The 18,830-nt window shown below is 58.8% G+C and carries 18 protein-coding genes, 1 other RNA gene and 1 riboswitch; of the genes, 13 read left to right on the forward strand and 6 right to left on the reverse strand.

The genetic code is table 11. The features are described from left to right. Positions 1-40: 40 nt before the first annotated feature. On the reverse strand, positions 41-1,021 hold the full coding sequence (gene nudC / locus ACR3EP_RS12305) for an NAD(+) diphosphatase (protein ID WP_170553040.1): 981 nt from the start codon (positions 1,019-1,021) through the stop codon (positions 41-43). Between the two features lie 189 nt (positions 1,022-1,210). On the opposite strand from nudC, the gene ACR3EP_RS12310 reads away from it, so the two are divergent. Both ACR3EP_RS12310 and ffs read left to right on the forward strand, forming a co-directional pair. After that, complete coding sequence (locus ACR3EP_RS12310; protein WP_480638044.1) at positions 1,211-3,091, forward strand: bifunctional 2',3'-cyclic-nucleotide 2'-phosphodiesterase/3'-nucleotidase; 1,881 nt, start codon at positions 1,211-1,213, stop codon at positions 3,089-3,091. A gap of 39 nt (positions 3,092-3,130) precedes the next feature. Further along, positions 3,131-3,229, forward strand: an RNA gene (gene ffs, locus ACR3EP_RS12315) — signal recognition particle sRNA small type. 32 nt (positions 3,230-3,261) lie between these two features. On the opposite strand, the gene ACR3EP_RS12320 is transcribed toward ffs, so the two are convergent. Beyond that, positions 3,262-4,119, reverse strand: coding sequence for an alpha/beta hydrolase family protein (locus tag ACR3EP_RS12320; RefSeq protein WP_480638045.1), 858 nt, complete (start codon positions 4,117-4,119; stop codon positions 3,262-3,264). A gap of 135 nt (positions 4,120-4,254) precedes the next feature. After that, a riboswitch (cobalamin riboswitch) is annotated at positions 4,255-4,475 on the forward strand. An 83-nt stretch (positions 4,476-4,558) separates the two neighbouring features. Between ACR3EP_RS12320 and ACR3EP_RS12325 the strand changes: the two genes are divergently transcribed. Next, positions 4,559-4,966 (forward strand): hypothetical protein, encoded by a 408-nt coding sequence (locus ACR3EP_RS12325; RefSeq protein WP_480638047.1) that lies wholly within the window; start codon positions 4,559-4,561, stop codon positions 4,964-4,966. A gap of 1 nt (position 4,967) precedes the next feature. On the opposite strand, the gene ACR3EP_RS12330 is transcribed toward ACR3EP_RS12325, so the two are convergent. Beyond that, entirely contained in the window at positions 4,968-5,462 is a 495-nt protein-coding gene (locus ACR3EP_RS12330) for a protein-tyrosine phosphatase family protein (RefSeq protein WP_170553050.1), read from the reverse strand. A 133-nt stretch (positions 5,463-5,595) separates the two neighbouring features. Between ACR3EP_RS12330 and ACR3EP_RS12335 the strand changes: the two genes are divergently transcribed. The 4 genes from ACR3EP_RS12335 to ACR3EP_RS12350 all read left to right on the forward strand — a co-directional run bounded on the left by ACR3EP_RS12335 (position 5,596) and on the right by ACR3EP_RS12350 (position 9,853). Further along, positions 5,596-7,356: a DNA polymerase III subunit gamma/tau gene (locus ACR3EP_RS12335; RefSeq protein WP_480638049.1), complete on the forward strand. Its 1,761-nt coding sequence runs from the start codon at positions 5,596-5,598 to the stop codon at positions 7,354-7,356. 235 nt (positions 7,357-7,591) lie between these two features. Then, a complete protein-coding gene (locus tag ACR3EP_RS12340; RefSeq protein WP_170350997.1) occupies positions 7,592-7,936 on the forward strand; it encodes a YbaB/EbfC family nucleoid-associated protein in 345 nt (114 codons plus the stop codon). Between the two features lie 64 nt (positions 7,937-8,000). Then, positions 8,001-8,594: a recombination mediator RecR gene (gene recR, locus ACR3EP_RS12345; RefSeq protein ID WP_170350998.1), complete on the forward strand. Its 594-nt coding sequence runs from the start codon at positions 8,001-8,003 to the stop codon at positions 8,592-8,594. A gap of 770 nt (positions 8,595-9,364) precedes the next feature. Continuing rightward, the gene (locus ACR3EP_RS12350) at positions 9,365-9,853 is read left to right on the forward strand and encodes a hypothetical protein (RefSeq protein WP_170351000.1); all 489 of its coding nucleotides are present in this window, start codon (positions 9,365-9,367) and stop codon (positions 9,851-9,853) included. Here ACR3EP_RS12350 and ACR3EP_RS12355 read toward each other — a convergent pair. After that, a complete protein-coding gene (locus ACR3EP_RS12355; protein WP_425081834.1) occupies positions 9,850-10,479 on the reverse strand; it encodes a ribonuclease T2 family protein in 630 nt (209 codons plus the stop codon). The genes ACR3EP_RS12350 and ACR3EP_RS12355 overlap by 4 nt on opposite strands. 130 nt (positions 10,480-10,609) lie before the next feature. Between ACR3EP_RS12355 and ACR3EP_RS12360 the strand changes: the two genes are divergently transcribed. Further along, positions 10,610-11,371 (forward strand): DUF1013 domain-containing protein, encoded by a 762-nt coding sequence (locus ACR3EP_RS12360; protein WP_480638053.1) that lies wholly within the window; start codon positions 10,610-10,612, stop codon positions 11,369-11,371. Positions 11,372-11,425: 54 nt separating this feature from the next. Then, positions 11,426-11,818, forward strand: a complete 393-nt coding sequence (locus tag ACR3EP_RS12365; RefSeq protein ID WP_170362307.1) for a hypothetical protein — start codon at positions 11,426-11,428, stop codon at positions 11,816-11,818. Between the two features lie 38 nt (positions 11,819-11,856). Here ACR3EP_RS12365 and ACR3EP_RS12370 read toward each other — a convergent pair whose 3' ends face one another. Further along, positions 11,857-12,888: a permease gene (locus tag ACR3EP_RS12370; RefSeq protein WP_480638054.1), complete on the reverse strand. Its 1,032-nt coding sequence runs from the start codon at positions 12,886-12,888 to the stop codon at positions 11,857-11,859. Next, entirely contained in the window at positions 12,881-13,189 is a 309-nt protein-coding gene (locus ACR3EP_RS12375) for an ArsR/SmtB family transcription factor (protein WP_480638056.1), read from the reverse strand. Before ACR3EP_RS12375 ends, ACR3EP_RS12370 begins: the two co-directional genes overlap by 8 nt. A gap of 136 nt (positions 13,190-13,325) precedes the next feature. Here ACR3EP_RS12375 and pdxR point away from each other — a divergent pair, with 136 nt between their 5' ends. The 4 genes from pdxR to ACR3EP_RS12395 all read left to right on the forward strand — a co-directional run bounded on the left by pdxR (position 13,326) and on the right by ACR3EP_RS12395 (position 18,817). Continuing rightward, positions 13,326-14,786 (forward strand): MocR-like pyridoxine biosynthesis transcription factor PdxR, encoded by a 1,461-nt coding sequence (pdxR, locus tag ACR3EP_RS12380; protein ID WP_480638058.1) that lies wholly within the window; start codon positions 13,326-13,328, stop codon positions 14,784-14,786. Between the two features lie 125 nt (positions 14,787-14,911). Continuing rightward, the gene (xsc, locus tag ACR3EP_RS12385) at positions 14,912-16,687 is read left to right on the forward strand and encodes a sulfoacetaldehyde acetyltransferase (RefSeq protein ID WP_480638060.1); all 1,776 of its coding nucleotides are present in this window, start codon (positions 14,912-14,914) and stop codon (positions 16,685-16,687) included. A gap of 4 nt (positions 16,688-16,691) precedes the next feature. Beyond that, complete coding sequence (gene pta / locus ACR3EP_RS12390) at positions 16,692-17,714, forward strand: phosphate acetyltransferase (RefSeq protein WP_480638062.1); 1,023 nt, start codon at positions 16,692-16,694, stop codon at positions 17,712-17,714. A gap of 71 nt (positions 17,715-17,785) precedes the next feature. Continuing rightward, entirely contained in the window at positions 17,786-18,817 is a 1,032-nt protein-coding gene (locus ACR3EP_RS12395; RefSeq protein ID WP_480638064.1) for a YeiH family protein, read from the forward strand. The last annotated feature ends 13 nt before the right edge of the window (positions 18,818-18,830 follow it).

Here is an 18,830-nt window from a genome sequence, read left to right on the forward strand (position 1 = left end):
GATGGTTCGTGGGTCTCTTGTCTATTGGCCTAGTATTTTGTCAGTCCAGCGTATCCGCAAGCCAGTTTTGCAGCAGGAAATGCGCAATGGCCCCCTTGCGAGCTGGCAGCAGGACCGGGTGTTCTCCGGCAAAGGCCTGCATCATCTCGGGCTTGCTGACCCACATTGCATCTTCGATTTCCACCGGATCAATGGTGATCTCGCGCGACAACGCCTCACCCGCGCAACCAAACATCAGCGAGGCCGGGAATGGCCAGGGTTGGCTGGATAGATAGCTGACCGGGCCAACCGGCACGCCTGCCTCTTCCATCACCTCACGTCGAACCGCTGCCTCAAGCGTTTCTCCGGGCTCGACAAATCCAGCCAGCAGGGAATACATCCCCTCGGGCCAGCCCGGTGACCGCCCCATCAATACCGAATCCCCATGGGTGATCAGCATTATGACCACCGGATCGGTGCGCGGAAAATGCTGCCCACCGCATTCGGCGCAACTGCGCTGCCATCCAGCTTGGGATACTTCGCTGGGTGCACCACAACGGGCACAGAACCGATGCGTTTCGTGCCAGCCAATAACGGCCTTGGCGGCCGCAGCCAATTCCGCATCGCGGGCAGACAGTCGGGTCATGATCCGGCGCAACTCAGCAAAGACATGGCCTGTTGGCAGGTCCGGGTGCTGCTGTTCCGACGGGTCGATAAAGGCACCGACCTGCGACATGTCCAGCCCCTCGGGGGACCAGCCCGAGATATCCAGCGCAAAAACCGGATCACCGTCTGAAAGTCCCAGAAATACAGGTTCTTCAATACTGCCGCCCGGGCCGTTTTGTACCAGTCCGTGGGTTATGGGAATCAACCCCAAGCGGTCCAGTGCTTCCCCCTGAACCAGCGGCTTACCACGCCACAGCAACAGGCAGGTCGCTTGCGGATGCGCGCGCACCTGCGCCAAATGGTCTGCATTCCCTCGAATATGCGCCGCGCGATCAAGGCCCGAGCTGCCAAATGTCACCAGTTCCGCGTGTTTCATAGGAATTCCCTTGGGTCGTCGGCACAGGGCTGCCACGGCTGCCCTTTTGTTGCAATGCCAATGTTGCAATGCCAATTCGCACCACCCGAAAACTTGAAGCCGTCAATTGACTAAAAGCACGCTATGCAAGTTGCATTTAGTATACTTTTTGGAGAAAATGATTAGCATATAACCGCCAGAAGTAGAAATTTGACACATCCCCTTCTCCCGTCCCGCGCGCCACTGAAGATACGGGTTCTGGCAACATCCGATCTGCATATGAATCTATGCGGCTTCGATTATTATTCGGACACCCCCGCCCCCTCAATCGGCTTTACCCGCACCGCCAGCCTGATCCGCGCAGCCAGGTCCGAGGCCGAAGCGCAGGGTGCTCTGGTGGTTCTGTGCGACAACGGAGATTCACTGCAAGGCACGCCACTGGGGGAATGGGCGGTTCAATCCGAAAATGCACCGCACATCCTGATGCAAGCATTTTCCGAGCTGGGTTATGACGCAATCGGGCTCGGAAATCATGATTTCGGCTTTGGACTGGAAACGCTGGACCGTGTGATTGCAGATACTGCGTGCCCAGTGATTTGCAGCAATGCACACCGACAAGACGCCCCCTCCTGCTGGCAAGATCATGCGATTTTGAATCGAGAAATAAAATATTATGATCAACATGTTACGCTGAAAATTGGTGCGTTCTCAGTCCTGCCACCGCAGACAGCCAAATGGGAAGCACACCTGCTACAAGGCAAGGTCGTCATCGAAGATATCCTGACTTGCGCCGCACAAAAAGTGACGAATCTGAAAGCGCAGGGTTGCGATTTGATCCTTGCGTTGGCGCATACAGGGATAGGGTCGGCCGAACCGGAAACGGGTTTGGAAAATGCCGTCATCCCGCTGGCCGGTATCGAAGGAATTGATGCGCTGATTGCCGGGCATTCACATCTGACACTGCCCGGAAACACACATGACGGGATTGAGCACGTCGATGCAAATCGGGGTCTGGTTCACGGAAAGCCGGTGGTCATGCCCGGTGCGTCCGGGTCATTTCTGGGGGTGATCGACCTGACATTGGACAGGGCGGGAAATGGCCATTGGACCGTTCAGGATCATCGCGTCAGTCTGCGTTCGATATGCCCAACCAAACCCGACGGCTCACCCAAGCTTATCCAGGAAGACCCTGTTTTGGCGCGCCTTTTCGCCCGGGGCCATTCGGAAACCCGGCGGCGCACGGCGCAACCCGTTGGCCAGACCGATCAGCATTTGCACAGCTATTTCAGTTTTTGCGCCCCGGACAGAGGTTTGATTCTGACCGCCGCGGCCCAGGCAGCAGCCCTGCGGCCCTATCTGCAGGACACGTCATTTGCGGATTTTCCTGTTCTGTCCGCGACCGCGCCTTCAAAGTTCGGGGGGCGTGCCGGCCCCCGGTTTTTCACCGACGTCCCGCCCGGCCAGATATGCCTGCGCCATGTCAACGACATGTATGCGTTTCCCAATGAGCTGCAGGCGGCAGTTGTCACCGGAGAGCAGATCAGCTACTGGCTTGAGATGTCTGCAGGCGTGTTCAACCAGATTACGCCGGGACATCAGACCACATTGGTCGACATCAACAGGGCGGGGCATAATTTTGATATTATACAGGGACTTACTTATCAATTTGATCTCTCTCAGCCGGCTCGGTTCGACGCTGGCGGTCACTTGATCGACCCCGTCAACCGGCGCATTCGCAACATTCGCTTTGACGGTCAACCGATGGCGGCCGATCAACGGTTCGTCGTCGCGCTGAACAGTTACCGTGCCAATGGCGGGGGTCACTTTCCCTTTGTTGATCAGGCCGAGCCCATCGCGCTGCCGAACCTGCCTGTTCAGCGCGTCTTGCAGGACTATCTGTCCGGCGCGCTGCCGCAAGATCCCTTGCAGTATGCGCCCTATCCTTTTGGCTTTGCCTCGATGCAGGGCGCGACTGCGCTATTAAGAACCGGCCCGAAGGCACAAACCCACATTGCCGAGCTTGAAGAATATGACCCCCACGTCGTCGGAGAAGACGATGAGGGCTTTTTGCTGATCCGTTTGACGCTCTGACGGGTTGTGTTTCCTGCGCCCGTTGCCTATATCAGACCCCGAGAGGTTGGCGCGGGCGAGCGCCTCGCCAACCTGGTCAGGTCCGGAAGGAAGCAGCCACAACGAGCCCCGCTTGGGTCGATGTCCAACCTCTCACTTAAACTTCCGACATTGAATTGTTGCGAACAGGCCTAGGCAATCAACCGTGGCCAGACAGCCGAATTGCGCCGGGCAAAGGCACCGATATGGCCAACCTCGGACAGTCCGAACTCGGCCGGAGACAACAAATGGCGGCGTGCGTTGGGCCCGTACAGATCAGCCAGCCGCCAGACCGCGTTCTTTGGAACCAGATCGTCATCCTCAAAGCTGAACAGATCCACTGGTGTGTCTGACTGTGCCCAGCGGGCCTCGGGCAAGGACACGCCGATTTCGGGCAGGTAGTTGCGCGGCGCAGTACACCAGCGGCGCCACTGCCAATAGACGCTGGCAGGCAGGTTCGATCCGAATCCTAGTGCCTTGCCCGGCAGGTAACCCAGCGCTTTTACGGCCAGGGGCGCGTGTCCGTACCAAAACAGCAAAGCCAACGCCCGATAAGGCCAGGGATGGTCCGACACAGTCACCGGCCCGGCGCAGACGCAGATCATACGGTCGATCTGATCAATATCGGGTTGAATCGGCCCCAGCATACCGCCGACGGAATGGCCGATGCTCCAGTGCTGCGCGTCGGGGTATCGCCTGCGCATCTCGGCCCGAGCCGCAGGCATGTCGATCAGCGCCCAATCCGCCATCGTGGCCTGAGCTGACTTCAATGGCCTGCTCTGCGAATGACCGAAATCGCTGTAATCATAGGTCAGACAGGCAATGCCATGTTCCGCAGCCAACCAGCGTGCGAAATGCTGATAATAGTCGCGCGGCACCCCGGTGGCGCTGTGGATCACCACTGCGATCCCAGATTCCGCCACCGGCAGGTACAACCGAGCCGACAGTTGGGTCGAACCAGAAGGAAACTGAAAATCCTCGGTTAAAACAGCTTGTGCGGTATCCAGCATGGCGCCCTCAATCTGAACCGATTAGTTCACCACCCCAAACGGCATCTTTTGCCACCCTAAGTCAATCCTGTTTCCGCATGACCACGCGTCCACTTTGCCCCACCAAAAGGCGGCTTGACTCAGGTCACCCCTACCCGCTAGCGATTGGGTGATGGTTCTCGTCCCCGGTCCCCGGGGCGGGATGAAAAGGGAACACGGTGCGGTTCTGCCCGGAATACCGGAACGAACCAAGGCCGCGACTGCCCCCGCAACTGTAAGCGGTGAGCAATGCCGAAACACCACTGGCCGCAAGGCTGGGAAGGTCGGCAACGCAACGACCCGCAAGTCAGGAGACCTGCCATCGAACAAGAAACCGAAACTCGGAAGGGGTGTCCGGGCAGGTCGTCAGCACGCTGCCACACCTGATCCATGCCCCCGTTCCACGCGCGGAGGGCGCAATATGATCTGGAAGACAAAGACACACCAATTTACCGCAACCGTTTGCCAACGCACAGGAAAAACCTGTCCGGCGCTGGCACAGATGGCGCGCGCGATCGTGCAGGCGATGGACGCGGTCGTTCCTGCGACGACGCCTGATTTTGAGTTCGACGGCAGCACTGAGCTGGCTTATTGCACGCAAGGATGCAGCGCACGGTTTCGCGCACAAAAAGACCTGATCCGGGTCTTTTGTGGAACAAGCGAGGATGCGCCCCTCGAGTCGCTGGATGCTTACGCAGATATGATGTTCGGCCAGGATGTGACCATGCGCCCCGCAGGCATGCTAACCACCCCCCCCTGCGCCATGCTTGAGGTCACAGCGATCCCGCCCAACCCGGTGGCACAGGCAGAGCGGCAGGTGGCGCTCTGATCTAGCCGCGCGTCCGCCCAAGGGCTGCCCATTCCATTTGGCCGTCGGTCTCGACGGCGCAGGACCGCACCGCCCGCAAACGGGCCAACGCTGTCTCGGGGTCTTCGCCATGCTCGACCATAAGGCGCAGCACGATCATCCCGGACCGGCCACAGCCGCCCCGGCAATGCACCAGCACCCGCCCCCCGCAGGACAGGATATCAGTCGCCGCAGGGCTGACACTGCCCCACGCCGCGTCAACCTCAGGAGGCGGCGTACCGAAATCCGCAACCGGCAGATGCACCCATGCGATATTGAGTGCGTGCAGGTCTTCGCCAAGCCCGCTTGCGCCCTCTTGCAGTATTTCGACCTCGGTGGTCATCGAGATCACAAGATCCGGCTGCCAGTCGCGGATCATTCCCAAGTCCCGCGTATACCCGCCACCGCGCCCCGGAAGGGGCGACAAGGCAACGGTGCCGTTTCCAATCTGAACTGAATGAAGTGCGAACTGGCTCACTACGGACCCTCCCTAATACTCGCTTCTAAGGCGTGCAAATTGTGCTGCAAACCGAAATTCACCCAAGCCTGCTGTGGACGCGGGCGGCAGGGGTCTCTACGCTGCATCGGAACCCGAATCCGACAGAGCAGATATGAACGACACGCCCAGCCCCGCCTATCAGGTTCTTGCCCGCAAATACCGCCCGGAAACCTTTGCCGATCTCGTCGGTCAAGACGCAATGGTGCGCACGCTGAAAAATGCGTTCGAGGCCGACCGGATCGCGCAGGCTTTCATCATGACCGGCATTCGCGGCACCGGCAAAACCACCACGGCACGGATCATAGCCAAGGGCATGAACTGCATCGGCCCCGATGGTGAAGGCAAGCCAACGACTGAGCCCTGCGGCCAATGCGAACATTGCGTGGCCATTATGGAAGGCCGCCACGTTGACGTGATGGAGATGGACGCCGCCAGCCGTACTGGTGTGAACGATATCCGCGAGATCATCGACAGTGTCCGCTATCGCGCCGCCAGCGCGCGCTACAAAATCTATATCATCGACGAGGTCCACATGCTGTCGACCAGCGCGTTCAACGCGCTGCTCAAGACGCTTGAAGAACCGCCCGAGCATGTGAAGTTCATCTTTGCCACCACCGAGATTCGTAAAGTGCCAGTGACGGTTCTGTCGCGCTGCCAACGGTTCGACCTGCGCCGGATCGAACCCGAGGACATGATCGGTCTGCTCGGCAAGATTGCGGCGGCGGAAAACGCTCAGATCGCGGATGACGCGCTGGCGCTGATCACCCGTGCAGCCGAGGGTTCGGCCCGGGACGCGACCTCGCTGCTGGATCAGGCGATCTCGCACGGTGCGGGTGAAACCAGCGCCGATCAGGTCCGCGCGATGCTGGGCCTGGCTGATCGCGGTCGGGTACTGGACCTTATGGACATGATCCTGCGCGGGGACGCTGCAGGCGCGCTGACCGAGTTGGGCGGGCAATATGCCGAAGGAGCCGATCCGCTGGCCGTGCTACGCGATCTAGCCGAGATCACCCATTGGGTCTCTGTGGTTAAAATCACGCCAGACGCAGCCAATGATCCCACCGTTTCGCCGGACGAGCGCGCGCGTGGTCAACAAATGGCCGAAGCCCTGCCGATGCGCGTCCTGACCCGGATGTGGCAGATGTTGCTTAAAGCGCTGGAAGAGGTCTCGGCGGCCCCGAATGCCATGATGGCAGCTGAAATGGCAGTGATCCGGCTGACCCATGTGGCAGACCTGCCCAGCCCGGAAGAGTTGATCAAACGTCTGCAAGACACGCCCCCACCGCCAAATGGCGGACCCGGTGGCGGGATACCGGCGCCATCGCATGCCGCGGTTCAGACGCAAGCGCCGGTGGCATCTTTTTATGCAGCTCCCGCCCATGGTGGGGGCGGCGGCGCACCCAGCGCGGCGTTGGCGCAGGATGTGCAGGCCGCCCTGGCACGCTATCCGACCTTCGATCATGTGGTCGAACTAATCCGCGCAAACCGGGACGGCGTGCTTCTGGATGAGGTCAAGCGGTCTTTGCGGCTTGCAGCCTATCAACCCGGGCGTATCGAATTCCAACCGACCCAGCGTGCCTCGGCCCAGTTGGCGCAACGTCTGGGGACCGCCCTGCAGCGATGGACCGGTAACCGCTGGGCAGTCACTGTCGTCAACGAAGGCGGCGGCGAGACGATCTATGAAAAGGAAAACGCGGCTGAGGAAGCACTGAAGGCAGAAGCCCGCGAACACCCGCTGGTGCAGGCGGTTCTGGCCCAGTTCCCGAAGGCGCGGATCAAAAGCATCGAAACGCCTGAGCAACGCGCAGCCAAGGTAGAAACCGAAGCCCTGCCCGAGGTCGAAGACGAATGGGACCCGTTCGAGGAAGACTGAGCCACTTCAACACACACACCCGAAATCCTCCCGCGCCCGCCACGGGCAATCGGCTGACGCCGATCGCTCTGAGCGGCCTTGGGCCCGGCAGCGCGGGCTTTGCCCGCGCTGCCGGGCCCAACGGGAGGAAAGGTCTTTCAAAGACCCTGACGACGGGCGGGAGCAACCCCACCCCCTTGTGCCACACGGGTACCGCCCGTATTTAGGCGACAAAGCGATACACAGGAGAATACCGATGCTCAAAGGACTCGGCGGTCTGGGCGACATGGCCAAGATGATGAAATCCGCGCAGGACTTGCAGGCCAAGATGACCGACATGCAGGAAGAGCTGAACAACATGATGGTCGTTGGCGAATCCGGTGCAGGACTGGTGAAGGCCACCGCCACCGCAAAAGGTGAGCTGAAAGGTCTGGACATCGACCCATCGATCTTTAACGGCGACGACAAGGAAGTGGTCGAGGACCTGATCCTGGCCGCCATCAAGGACGCACAAACCAAAGCGACTGAACGCGCACAGGCCGAAATGGCGAAGCTGACCGAAAGCATGGGCCTGCCCGCAGACATCAAGCTGCCGTTCTGATACACCCTCCTGACGGATCATCGGCCGGGCGCCCCTGCCCGGCCCATTTGCAGGAGCACCCTCGGTGAGTTCGAACAGCGATATTGACAACCTGATCGATCTGATGGCCAAGCTGCCGGGCCTCGGCCCCCGCTCGGCCCGCCGCGCGGTGTTGCACCTGATCCGCAAACGCGCCCTGCTGCTGACGCCTCTGTCGGACGCTATGCAGCAGGTTGCCATCACCGCCCGCGAATGCCTGAACTGCGGCAATGTGGGCACCACCGATATCTGTGACATCTGCGACAGCGAGGACCGCGCGACCGGAGAGCTGTGCGTGGTCGAAGACGTGGCCGACCTGTGGGCAATGGAACGCGCAGGCGTATTCAAAGGCCGCTATCACGTTCTGGGCGGCACGCTATCGGCGCTGGACGGGGTCGGGCCGGACGAACTGCGCATCCCCCGCCTCAAAGACCGCGTGACAGCCGAGGGGATCACCGAAATCATCCTCGCCCTGAACGCCACCGTCGACGGCCAGACCACCGCCCACTACATCGCCGATCAGTTGGAGGGACAGGTCCGCCTGACCTCGCTGGCCCAAGGCGTGCCGATTGGCGGAGAGCTGGATTATCTAGATGACGGGACGATTACGGCGGCATTGAGGGCGCGGAAAGAGTTGTAGTCACTTTCCGAAATCGCAAAGACAAATTGTTCCGCGCCGGGACACATACAAAACTGGATAAGAGTTCGACCTTGCAAAAGCCGACAGGGGAAGGGCATTCTCCGATCTATACCATTCACTTTCCACGAAAGAACCCAGATTTAGCATGAAACTCTGCAATCTATTTATGGCCGCTTTCTTTCAAATTGGAACAATAACTCAGGCGGTATCTGGACCACTTTTCAACAGTTCATACGGAGACTTTTCCGTTGGGCTTAATGTTGAAAATGAAAGCGATCTTGTTGGCATATTTTCAATCGCTATGACTCTGGAAATACTGGACAGCAACAAAGAAATAGAATTCAGCTCAGGGGAATCCTAGAAGATATAAGTTTCTTTTTATTCCGGGCAAAATACAATTAGCGATCAAAGAGTGACGCGACCAACTCTCGAGGGGCTTCCTGAGGAAATTGCAGAGACAGTGATGCGCCAACCAACCAATACAGAAGAATGCTATATTCAGGGGTTCACTGTTGGAAGCAAAAGCTCGTTGTTTCAGTGCATAATGAACTCAACCGAAACACCGAGAATGTTTATCGCTGTTTCTCTGCGGCGGTTTGGTATTTCAAGTTTGGAAACATTGACAAATTTGACACTGAAAACTGGCGTCGTACGTTAGCTGGCCTAATTGGGCACACCTCAAGTGTTTTGGCTACACAACACTCCAACCCTGTTTCACCGTAAGCTGTTTTTAACTATAGCAAAACAAATCTATCTGCCGGAGCCAACACATGACCCGCCTTCTCGCCCTCACAATCGCCGCCTTCACCGCAACTGCAGCTTGGTCGCAGGAACTCATCGACAAAGGCTTTGTCGAAGGCTGGAACATCATGATGGACCCCGCGCTTGGCAACGGGTGTCTGATCCAGACGATCTATCAGGATCTCTCGGTGGTGCGTATCGGCTATGACGCGCTGGACAATCGCGGGTATTTCGCCGTCTACAACAAGGCCTGGGGCGATATTGAGCAGGGTAAGAGTTACCCAATCCGCTTCGAACTCGATGGTAAAAGCTTTGATGCCACTGCCATCGGCTTCAATCAGCGTGATGTGCCGGGCGCGACAGTGTTCTTCACCGACCGCAGTTTCGTCAACGCCATCGCGCAGAACAAAACCATGACCGTCTATAACCCGGCCGGTGAGGTGGTGATGGCGATTGATCTCAAGGGCACCGCCAAAGCGCTGGACTATGCCCGCGACTGCCAGAACCGGAAGCTCTAACGAATCGGATCGAACAGCGCGTCCTTGGCTGTGCAATCGCGGATAACGTCGCGGCCACAAGGCACTGGATTAAGGTCGCGCGACAGGCACAGACGGACCTCTTCAATATAGCCCTGTTTGCAGGTGATTGTGATCATGTCCCGCTCTAAACCGGGATTGGCCTTCAAAAACGCCTCTTCGACCACCGAGGCGGGTAATTTGACCGATGTCTCCAATTGACGGAACACCTGCGGACGCACGACTCCGTCATAAGCCTCCCGAGACAGCGCGAAATAGTCGGGCGCGGACAGCCCCGAACAGGTTCCGTGCTTTTTCCACTGGTGCCACGCCAAACCCGAAGAGCCCTGAATATCCATCATTTCGCGTGTCTTGCGACGTGTCGGCGGTGCCTCAGCCGTGCGACAGAACGCCGGCCAACCCTGGTGATATTGCGGCCACAACCCATGCAATATCCAACCGTGATCATGGCGCGCATCGCATTGGTCCGACCCGCGCGCATCGCCTTCGCGGGCGCACCAGTTGGGCGACCAGCTTAGCGACAGGACGTAATAGTCGAATTCACCGGCTTTCTCTCCGTCTGCCAGTGCGGCGACCGCGCTCAAGACCCACAAAATCACCCAGCGCATTCGCCTCTTCCCTTCTTGCCTTGCCGCGACTATATAGGCCCCAAGTTCCCCGACAACGGAAACCTGCCCCAAAGCCACGGGGCCGCCGAATTCCGGCGACGGGACAGATGTATTTATAGGAGACGGGCTGATGGCAAAACCGCTTATGGCCAAGGCAACAGCCGTATGGCTGGTGGACAACACCACGATCAGCTTCAAGCAGATCGCGGATTTCGTGGGCATGCACGAGTTGGAAGTGCAAGGCATCGCCGATGGCGACGTGGCCGCGGGCGTGAAAGGGTTCGACCCCATCGCCAACAACCAGCTGACCCAGGATGAGATCGACTCGGCGCAGGGCAACCCGCTGCATAAGCTGAAGCTCAAGTTCAACCCAGCTGCCAGCGGTGAAGAAAAACGTCGTGGTCCGCGCTATACCCCGCTGTCCAAACGGCAGGACCGTCCGAACTCGATCCTTTGGCTGGTCAAATTCCACCCCGAGCTTAGCGACGGTCAGATTGCCAAGCTGGTGGGCACCACCAAGCCAACCATTCAGTCGATCCGTGAGCGTACCCACTGGAACATTTCGAACATGCAACCGATCGACCCGGTTGCGCTGGGCTTGTGCAAGCAATCCGAGCTGGACGCCATCGTTCAGAAAGCCGCGGCCAAGAAGGCAGCCGAAGGTGGCGTCATGAGCGATGACGAACGCCGCAAGCTGGTTTCGACCGAACAGTCGCTGGAAATGGACGCAGCACCCAAGATCCCGACCGCCATCGAAGGTCTGGAAACCTTCTCGCTGTCTGACGAGCCTGTGGAAGAGAAAGAAGAAGAGCCGGTCATCGACGCCGACAGCTTCTTCAACCTGCCCAAAGGCGGGGCCGAGGACGAAGACGAAGACGATCTGCGCCCCTAAGGCACAGATTGGCCCCGGTCCGAACAGGCCGGGGCTTTTTTCCGCAGGGATTCCATGCTGACCATCCTGTCCAAAATCTTTGGCCCGCACCGCGCCGTATCAATCTATGCTTTTTTGAAGACATGGGGTTTGTTGGCGGTTGCAATCGTCGGCACCATCTCGATTGCTACCGCATTGCTGGTCTTCAATGACAACGGCGCGCACGAACATGACTCATACCTGACCGTTTCGGTTCTGTCGGCAACCCCCGTGAACGGTGACTTGAAGAACGGTGTCATAGCCTCGATTCAATTGCCGGATGGGTCGGCCACCTCCATCAACGAACCCAAAGAGCATGTCGCACGAACAGTAGGTACCACAGCCTGCGTCGAAAAACGTGTCTACGTAAACAGCGGAGAGGCACGGTACAGGTTCAAATTGCCGAGCCTGTGCGAGGCCAACCAATAAGCAAAACCGCCCGGAGGTATCTCCGGGCGGTTTTTCCTTTAGATCATCTGAAACAGAATACCAGCAATGATCGCCCCGGTAATCCCAAGACCCAGATAGGTGGCAAAGACCCGTGGTTTGACCAGTGACCACACCGCTGCCATCGCCGGGATCGAGCTGACCGCACCCGCGATCATGAACGACATCGCGGCCCCCGAACTCATCCCCTGTTCTGTCAGCCCCGCTAGCAGTGGCGGCGCGACGTAGGAATTCAGATAGGCAGGCATCCCGACCAACGCCGCGATCACGATGGGTACGACACCTTCGCCCCCCACCACGCGGGCGATCAGATCGGCCGGAACGTAGCTGACCAACAGCGCCTCAAGTACATAAGCCAGGGCCAGCCATTTCAGCAGGAACAGCCCGTTGTGAACGAATTCCGACTGGAACCGCTGACGACGCTCAGCTTCCTGCCAGAATCGCCAGACCGGTTTGTCATCCTGTTTTGGGCCACCACAAGCGCTGCAACCGGCCGGTTTGTAGTCGCGCAGCGGTTGGGCAAAGGCGCCCGAGCGCATCAGGCCGCGCACAACGAAACCGCCGAACAGACCCAGCGCCACCGCAGCAATCGCCTTGCCTATCGCAAAGGGCCATCCTAACGCACCGGCGGTGATCAACAGGGTTGGCGGGTCAATCAACGGAGAGCTGAGCCAGAACGCCATCACCGCAGACAGGGGCGCACCCAGCGCCAGCAATCCGGCAATGAACGGGATGACCTCACAGGAACAGAACGGCGCCAATCCACCAAACACCGCAGCAAGGAAGATCATCCGCGTCTCGCGCCCTTCAAAGGCGCGCGCGACCATCACCTCGGCCCCGGTCGCCTTGAGGTAGGACAGCAACAAAACGGCAAACAGGATATACTGGCCGGTATGGATCAGCGCCTTACCAGCAAAAGTCACGACTTCAACCCAATTACCAGGGTCCAGAACAGCCACGGCGGCCAGGATTGCAACGATCAATGCCCAAGGGGTTTTGATCAGATCAAGCGCCTTCACGGGCACTTTGGGATTTTGCGTCAGTTCAGCCATCGTTCGCGGCCTTTCCCACTTCGTCCGCGCAGCATTCGGCAAGGATGAACTGCGCCATATTTCTCAACTCGTCATAGCAGGCACGGTTGATCGTGCTGCGCCCGACTTTCTCTTGTTCCACGACACCGCCAGCGGCCAAAAACCGAAGGTGATGCGCCAAGGTTGACGGTGCTATTCCCGTCCGCTCTTGAATTTCACCAACCGTCAGGCCCGCCTGCCCGGCGCGGACCAAAGTTCTCAGAACCTTCAACCGGGCCTCGGACCCCATGGCCGAAAATCCTGCTGCAGCAGTTTCCCACATATTCGATTCTCCATTAAACTAGATTTCTAGTTATTTAGGTTAATTGAAACCCACCGTCAAGCACGGCAACGCGGGAATTTTTGGAAAAGTCATAAGTCCAGATTGCTCATCTTTTAGGTCCACCCTATAAGACCTCATGGCAATATCGGTCGACACATTCTTTCTTGAGCTGAACGGGCAAGGTACGCTGCAGGCGCAGATCCAGCAGATGATTGCCGAAGGCATACTGTCCGGCAGGTTTCATGTCGGGGAAAAGCTGCCCTCATCACGCAAACTGGCCGCCCATCTGGGTGTCAGCCGGATTACGGTGACGCTGGCCTATACCGAACTGCTGGCCAATGATTATCTGACGGCAAAGGGGCGTTCGGGCTATTTCGTCTCGCAAAACGCACCGGTGCCGCCGAAATACACACCCCTTCAGCGCGGTGCCGAAACCGTGGATTGGGATGCTGCGCTGGCTCGCCGATTCTCGGGCGGGGACATGCTGTCGAAACCACGGGACTGGCGCAGCTATCGCTATCCATTCATTTACGGGCAGGCGGATCGCAATCTTTTTGACCACGCCAACTGGCGCCTGTGTGCCGTGCGCGCCCTCGGGCACAAGGATTTCGAATCCCTCACCACCGATTACGTGGATCAGGATGATCCGCTTCTGGTCGAATTCATTGCCCGTCACACCCTGCCCCGCCGCGGCATCGCCGCCCGCCCCGAAGAGATTCTGATCACCATGGGCGCGCAGAACGCACTGTGGCTGGCCTCACGCATTTTGCTGACCCACAATCGCACCGCGGTGATCGAAGACCCATGCTATTACTCTCTGCGCAGCCTGCTAGAGCATTGGGATTGCGACGTGACTCCGATACCTGTCGACCGCGACGGGCTGCCCCCTGAGACATTGCCTGACACCGCCGACGTTATCTTTACGACGCCCAGTCACCAAAGCCCAACCACTGCAACTATGCCCGTTGAGCGTAGGCACAAATTGCTGGAACGCGCGCATGACCTGGACGCGATGGTGGTCGAAGACGATTATGAATTCGAAATGGCCTTTTTGGGCGCGCCCTCTCCGGCGTTGAAGTCGATGGACCGCGATGGCCGCGTGATCTATGTTGGCAGCTTTTCAAAATCGCTGTTTCCGGGATTGCGCCTGGGATACATGGTCGGCTCGGAACCTTTCATCCGCGAGGCGCGGGCGCTGCGTTCGTTGGTGTTGCGCCACCCGCCGGGACACATCCAGCGCACCGCCGCCTATTTCCTGTCATTGGGCCATTACGACGCGCAGATCCGGCGCATGTCCAAGGCATTGGCGCGCAGGCGCGAGGCCTTGGACCAAGCGATCGACAAACACGGGCTGACAGTGGCCGGGCGTGGCATCATGGGCGGATCATCCCTGTGGATGTCTGCCCCTGAACACGTCGACACAACGCAACTGGCCCACACGCTGCAGGGCCAGAGCGTTCATATCGAACCCGGCGCGCCGTTCTTTTCGGGGCCTGATCAGCCGAAGAGTTTCTACCGTATCGGCTATTCCTCGATCCGGCAGGACCGTATCGAACCGGGTGTGAAATTGATCGCAGAGGCCATCCGCGGCTGTTAGCGCCATACTGGACATATTCCGCAAATCCATCTGGCCCTAACGCAGCCCTCCCCCATAGGTCAAAACCGTATGCAAAGGCGGGGCACCGGGCCCGGCCATTCCACACATGCGCGGAGATCACACACATGAAAATGACGACTGAAGAAGCATTCGTTAAGACGTTGCAGATGCACGGGATCGAACATGCGTTCGGTATCATCGGCTCGGCCATGATGCCGATCTCGGATATTTTCCCGAAGGCCGGAATTTCGTTCTGGGACTGTGCGCACGAAGGGTCCGGCGGCATGATGGCCGACGGCTACACCCGCGCGACCGGCAAGATGTCGATGATGATCGCGCAAAACGGTCCTGGGATCACCAACTTTGTAACGGCTGTTAAAACCGCATACTGGAACCACACACCAGTACTTCTGATCACACCACAGGCCGCGAACAAAACCATCGGTCAGGGCGGTTTTCAGGAGATGGAGCAGATGCGCATGTTCTCGGACTGCGTGGCTTATCAGGAAGAACTGCGTGACCCGTCGCGTGTCGCCGAAGTTCTGAACCGGGTAATCCTGCAGGCCAAGCGTGCCTCGGCACCGGCTCAGATGAACATCCCGCGCGATATGTGGACCCAGGTTATCGACATCGAGCTGCCGAAGATCGTTGAATTCGCTCGCACCGCAGGCGGTGACGACGCACTGCAGGAAGCGGCTGACATTCTGTCGGAAGCCAAGTTCCCCGTCATCCTGAACGGCGCTGGCGTTGTTCTGTCCGGCGCGATCCCCGCATCTGCCGAACTGGCCGAACGTTTGACCGCACCGGTCTGCGTTGGCTACCAGCACAACGACGCCTTCCCCGGCTCGCACCCGCTGTTTGCCGGTCCTTTGGGCTATAACGGCTCGAAAGCTGGTATGGAGCTGATCGCCAAAGCAGACGTCGTACTGGCTCTGGGCACCCGTCTGAACCCGTTCTCGACCCTGCCCGGCTACGGCATCAACTACTGGCCGACCGACGCCAAGATCATTCAGGTTGACTTGAACCCTGACCGTATCGGCCTGACCAAAGATGTCACGGTTGGCATCGTTGGCGATGCCAAGAAAGTTGCCGAAGGTCTACTGGCCCGTCTGGGTGATCATGCTGGTGACGCAGGTCGAGAAGATCGCAAAAACACCATCGCCACCACCAAATCTGCTTGGGCGCAAGAGCTGAGCTCGCTGACCCACGAGAACGACGATCCGGGCACCACCTGGAACGAGCGCGCCCGTGCCGCCAAGCCCGACTGGATGAGCCCGCGCATGGCGTGGCGCGCAATTCAGGCGGCGCTGCCGACAGAGGCAATCATCTCGTCCGACATCGGCAACAACTGCGCCATCGGCAATGCGTATCCGTCGTTTGAAGAGGGTCGCAAATATCTGGCTCCTGGCCTTTTCGGCCCCTGCGGCTATGGCCTGCCAGCGGTTATCGGTGCCAAGATTGGCTGCCCCGATGTTCCGGTTGTCGGTTTCTCAGGTGACGGCGCATTCGGCATCGCAGTGAACGAGCTGACGGCGATTGGTCGCGAAGAATGGCCTGCTGTAACCCAGATCGTTTTCCGCAACTATCAGTGGGGCGCGGAAAAGCGTAACTCGACCCTGTGGTTCGACGACAACTTCGTGGGCACAGAGCTGGACCAGCAAGTATCGTATGCGGGCATCGCGCAAGCTTGTGGACTGAAGGGCGTTCAGGCGCGCACACAGGACGAGCTGACTGCGGCGCTGAACCAGGCGATCATCGATCAGAAAAACGGCATCACCACGCTGATCGAAGCGATGATCAACCAGGAATTGGGTGACCCGTTCCGCCGCGATGCGATGAAGAAGCCCGTCGAGGTCGCTGGTATCGACGCTGCGGACATGAAGCCCCAGGCCGGAGCATAATTACGTGAAGCCCCTGCGCCAAATACTTGGGGCTGCGACCAGTTCCAAAAAGATCATCGCCCTTGCTGAGGGCGATGATCCACGTGTGGTGGAAGGTGCGCTGAAAGCGCGTGCCGAAAATGCCGCCGATATCATCCTTGTGGGCGATCACGCCAAGATCACCGCCTTGCTGGCGGAAAAAGGCGGATCCGATGTGGACGGGATTACCATCCATGACCCCGCGACATCCCCCCATACAGATCGGTTCGCCACGACCTATTATGAGTTGCGCAAGCACAAGGGCATGACGCCAGAGAACGCGCAGAAACTGATCAGAAGCCGCCTGAACTATGCCGCCATGCTGGTCCACCTGGGACTGGCCGATGGCACCGTCGGAGGGGCGGTTGAAACCACCTCGGACACTGTGCGCGCCGCTTTGCAGATCATTGGCAAAGCGCCCGACGCCCATATGGTGTCCAGCTTCTTTTTGATGATCTATGACCGCGACCACCACGCGGTTCAGGGTGTTCACATCTTTGCCGATTGCGGTCTGGTTGTTGATCCCGACGAACGGGAACTGGCCGAAATCGCGCAGGCATCGGCGGCGTCGTACCACGCACTGACCGGCCAAGAACCCCGTGTTGCCATGCTGTCCTTTTCCACAGGCGGCAGCGCCAACCATCCCAAAGTTTCCAAGGTGGTCGAAGCCACCCGGATCGCCAAAGCCGCAAGCCCGCATCTGCTGATCGACGGAGAGCTGCAGTTCGACGCCGCCTACGTGCCCGAAGTTGCCAGCAAAAAGGCCAAAGATTCGCCGTTGAAAGGGCAAGCCAATGTGTTTGTTTTTCCGAATCTCGACGCCGGTAACCTTGGCTACAAGATCGCGCAACGCATCGGCGGGGCAGAGGCCGTCGGCCCTGTTCTGCAGGGGCTTGCGAAACCGGCAAACGACCTGTCGCGCGGCTGTTCAGCCGATGATGTGCTGCACATGATCGCCGTTACAGCTGTTCAGGCCCAGCATGCCGAAGCTGAGCCCGAGACGTGTTGACCTGAGCCCATAACAACCCCGGCGACAAGCCCGCCGATGACGCTACAGCGTCAAGAAGGACTATTAAATTGATGCTGGCCAAGACCCAGATTTCAAACTTTGTCGGTGTAAACGCCACGCAGAAGGCCCGTACCCTCTTTCCGGGCATTCTGGTGGCGGTCATCGTTGCCGTGTCCGCCAAGTTTCTGTCCGAGCATTATGAGACCCCGGCGATGCTGATGGCGTTGCTGTTGGGCATTGCGCTCAGCTTTCTTGGGGAAGAAGGTAAAACCGTTCCCGGTATCGGCTTTGCAGCGAAATCATTGTTGCGCCTGGGCGTGGCCCTTTTGGGCGTTCGGGTTTCGATGACACTGATGATGGGGCTGGGCTGGGATTTGATCGCGCTGGTCGTGGGCGGGGTTCTGGCAACGATCGGCTTTGGACTTCTGGTCGCCCGGTTCTTTGGTCACAAATGGCGCTTTGCCTTTTTGACGGCAGGGTCTGTCGCGATTTGCGGGGCCTCTGCCGCGATGGCAATCAGTGCCATCCTGCCCAAAGATGAACGGTCCGAGGAACGACTGATCTTTACCGTTCTGGGCGTGACCGTTCTGTCGACCATAGCGATGATCGCCTATCCGATCCTGGTGCGGACACTGGGAATGAATGACATCGCGGGCGGTGTGTTCCTGGGCGGTACGATCCACGATGTGGCACAGGTGGTTGGCGCAGGATTTTCGATCTCGGAGCAGACCGGCGACACCGCAACACTGGTAAAGCTTATCCGTGTGGCGATGCTGGCCCCGGTGGTTCTGGTCGCGTCGCTGATCATCCGCGGTGTTGCTGAAATGGATGAAACTGGCAAACGGCCCCCGATCCTGCCGGGCTTTGTCCTTGGATTTCTTGTTCTGGCTGCCGCCAGTTCATTCGGCCTGATCCCGCCTTTCATCACTGAACTGCTTAGCCAGGCATCGCGGTGGCTGCTGCTGATCGCCATCGCGGCGGTGGGCATGAAAACCAACCTGAAACAAATCCTTTCGGTCGGCGGCGCTGCAATCGCCCTGATCGTCGTAGAAACTCTTTTCATTGCAGGAATTATCCTAGCCGGAATAACTTTCCTGACCTGATCCGCCCCGACAG

Source organism: Ruegeria sp. BB10 (assembly GCF_056535725.1).

Excerpts from the sequence above, each read along its gene's own strand:
- nudC (WP_170553040.1), bottom strand. The coding sequence starts at position 1,021 with ATGAAACACGCGGAACTGGTGACATTTGGCAGCTCGGGCCTTGATCGC.
- ACR3EP_RS12320 (WP_480638045.1), bottom strand. The coding sequence starts at position 4,119 with ATGCTGGATACCGCACAAGCTGTTTTAACCGAGGATTTTCAGTTTCCT.
- ACR3EP_RS12325 (WP_480638047.1), top strand. The coding sequence starts at position 4,559 with ATGATCTGGAAGACAAAGACACACCAATTTACCGCAACCGTTTGCCAA.
- ACR3EP_RS12335 (WP_480638049.1), top strand. The coding sequence starts at position 5,596 with ATGAACGACACGCCCAGCCCCGCCTATCAGGTTCTTGCCCGCAAATAC.
- ACR3EP_RS12340 (WP_170350997.1), top strand. The coding sequence starts at position 7,592 with ATGCTCAAAGGACTCGGCGGTCTGGGCGACATGGCCAAGATGATGAAA.
- ACR3EP_RS12350 (WP_170351000.1), top strand. The coding sequence starts at position 9,365 with ATGACCCGCCTTCTCGCCCTCACAATCGCCGCCTTCACCGCAACTGCA.
- ACR3EP_RS12355 (WP_425081834.1), bottom strand. The coding sequence starts at position 10,479 with ATGCGCTGGGTGATTTTGTGGGTCTTGAGCGCGGTCGCCGCACTGGCA.
- ACR3EP_RS12360 (WP_480638053.1), top strand. The coding sequence starts at position 10,610 with ATGGCAAAACCGCTTATGGCCAAGGCAACAGCCGTATGGCTGGTGGAC.
- ACR3EP_RS12365 (WP_170362307.1), top strand. The coding sequence starts at position 11,426 with ATGCTGACCATCCTGTCCAAAATCTTTGGCCCGCACCGCGCCGTATCA.
- ACR3EP_RS12370 (WP_480638054.1), bottom strand. The coding sequence starts at position 12,888 with ATGGCTGAACTGACGCAAAATCCCAAAGTGCCCGTGAAGGCGCTTGAT.
- ACR3EP_RS12375 (WP_480638056.1), bottom strand. The coding sequence starts at position 13,189 with ATGTGGGAAACTGCTGCAGCAGGATTTTCGGCCATGGGGTCCGAGGCC.
- pdxR (WP_480638058.1), top strand. The coding sequence starts at position 13,326 with ATGGCAATATCGGTCGACACATTCTTTCTTGAGCTGAACGGGCAAGGT.
- xsc (WP_480638060.1), top strand. The coding sequence starts at position 14,912 with ATGAAAATGACGACTGAAGAAGCATTCGTTAAGACGTTGCAGATGCAC.
- ACR3EP_RS12395 (WP_480638064.1), top strand. The coding sequence starts at position 17,786 with ATGCTGGCCAAGACCCAGATTTCAAACTTTGTCGGTGTAAACGCCACG.